This window comes from Bradyrhizobium sp. (genome assembly GCF_030654605.1).
In the GTDB taxonomy this organism is placed as follows: domain Bacteria; phylum Pseudomonadota; class Alphaproteobacteria; order Rhizobiales; family Xanthobacteraceae; genus Bradyrhizobium.
Genome location: NZ_JAURXB010000217.1, coordinates 1 through 1,388, shown reverse-complemented (window position 1 = coordinate 1,388; position 1,388 = coordinate 1). Strand labels below are relative to the sequence as shown.

General features: G+C 62.5%; 4 protein-coding genes. 2 read left to right on the top strand and 2 right to left on the bottom strand.

The window, feature by feature from the left end; genetic code table 11:
• Both Q7U29_RS19675 and Q7U29_RS19670 read left to right on the top strand, forming a co-directional pair.
• On the top strand, nt 1-490 hold a 490-nt coding region (locus Q7U29_RS19675; protein ID WP_304744092.1), incomplete at its 5' end, for a Crp/Fnr family transcriptional regulator.
• A gap of 99 nt (nt 491-589) precedes the next feature.
• Entirely contained in the window at nt 590-772 is a 183-nt protein-coding gene (locus Q7U29_RS19670; protein ID WP_304744091.1) for a hypothetical protein, read from the top strand.
• Nucleotides 773-878: 106 nt separating this feature from the next.
• On the opposite strand, the gene Q7U29_RS19665 is transcribed toward Q7U29_RS19670, so the two are convergent.
• Both Q7U29_RS19665 and Q7U29_RS19660 read right to left on the bottom strand, forming a co-directional pair.
• Nucleotides 879-1,154 (bottom strand): hypothetical protein, encoded by a 276-nt coding sequence (locus Q7U29_RS19665; protein WP_304744089.1) that lies wholly within the window; start codon nt 1,152-1,154, stop codon nt 879-881.
• Between the two features lie 32 nt (nt 1,155-1,186).
• A partial coding sequence (locus Q7U29_RS19660) for a hypothetical protein (RefSeq protein WP_304744088.1) occupies nt 1,187-1,388 on the bottom strand: 202 nt, incomplete at its 5' end.

The following is a 1,388-nucleotide window of genomic DNA, read 5'->3' as shown; positions in this document are numbered from 1 at the left end:
CGCGACCGTCGGCCGCGAAGGCGTGGTCGGCGCGATGGCGGGGCTCGGCCTCTACAGGTCGCTGGTCCGGGTCGTGGTGCAGATGCCGGTGTCGGTCAGCAAGATCTCCGCCAGCCATTTCAGGACGGTCGCCGCCAGCAGCGATCCCATTCGCAATCTGTGCATTCGCTACAACGAGGTGCTGCTGTCGCAGGCGAGGGTGACGGCGGCCTGCAACGCACTGCACTCGATCGAGGCGCGCTTTTGCCGCTGGCTGCTGCAAAGCGCCGATCGCGCGGCCAGCGACACCGTGGCACTGACGCAGGAATTCCTCGCGGAAATGCTGGGGGTGAGGCGTACCTCGGTGACGGAAGTCGCCAGCAAGGTGCAGGCCGCCGGCGCGATCACCTATTCGCGCGGCGTGATCAAGATCCTGGACCGGCCCGCGCTGATGCGGATGTCCTGCGAGTGCTACGAGACGCTGCTCGATCAATCGGCCACGCTGGCCTGATCGCGGCCCAGCGTTATTCCACCGCTATTCAACCGTTAACTGTATTGATATTGGAACGCTATCGAGAGTCGCCCGTTGGTTTCCTGCGAAGGAGCCATCATGACAGTACCAGCGCCCGCATCACGCCGACGCCGACTTCAAATTCTGGACGACGAAACCCGCGACGCACCAGGCTTCAACCCCGGCGCGCATGACGGCATGTTGGCGTCCGAAGACATCTGGGTCAGAAACTTCATGGCCCGGCTGGCCGCGTCGGTGCGGAGCCTCGGCCGCAGGCCATAGCTGCGCCCACAGCGTTTTCGAGCGTAGTGGATAGCGGATTGCGTTGAGAAAGCCGTCAAGACCAGGACCAGAGCCCGGTTCTGATCTAGTCAGAACCGACGAGGTTCTAGTTCGTGGTGCTGCCGGTTTTGGTGCGCGGCTTTGCGGGCGCCGCCGTCTTCGGCGTATCGGTGCTGCGCACATTGCCCCACGGGTCGGAAGATCCCTTGGCATCCGGAATCTTCTTCAGCGATTCCTTGTAGGCCTTGTCCCTTGCCGCGTCGGCTTCCTTCTCCTCCGGCGACCTGGATTGCATCTCCGGGATCAGGTTGATGTTTGGGCTTTGCGCGTAAGCCGGCCCTGCCAGCAACACGATGACAGCGGCGGCGCCAAGAATTCTCATCACGGAAGCTCCTGCATATTGCGGGCAATATATCACCGCGTCAGCCGCGACGCCAAGCGCGCCAGCCCTTTTGGGGTCAAGAGCGGTCCGATTTGCAGGATTTCGGCGATTGCACCCAATCGTCCCAGATCGGGCCGCATTTGGTGCAGCCATTGAGGGCGAGACCCATGGCGACCACGCTGAAAATCAGTACCAACCGCCTGAACATGGATACGCACTCCCCATGCCATGATG

What these genes read in the sequence shown, in the direction of transcription:
- Q7U29_RS19665 (WP_304744089.1), bottom strand. Translation starts at nt 1,154, where the DNA reads ATGAGAATTCTTGGCGCCGCCGCTGTCATCGTGTTGCTGGCAGGGCCG.
- Q7U29_RS19670 (WP_304744091.1), top strand. Translation starts at nt 590, where the DNA reads ATGACAGTACCAGCGCCCGCATCACGCCGACGCCGACTTCAAATTCTG.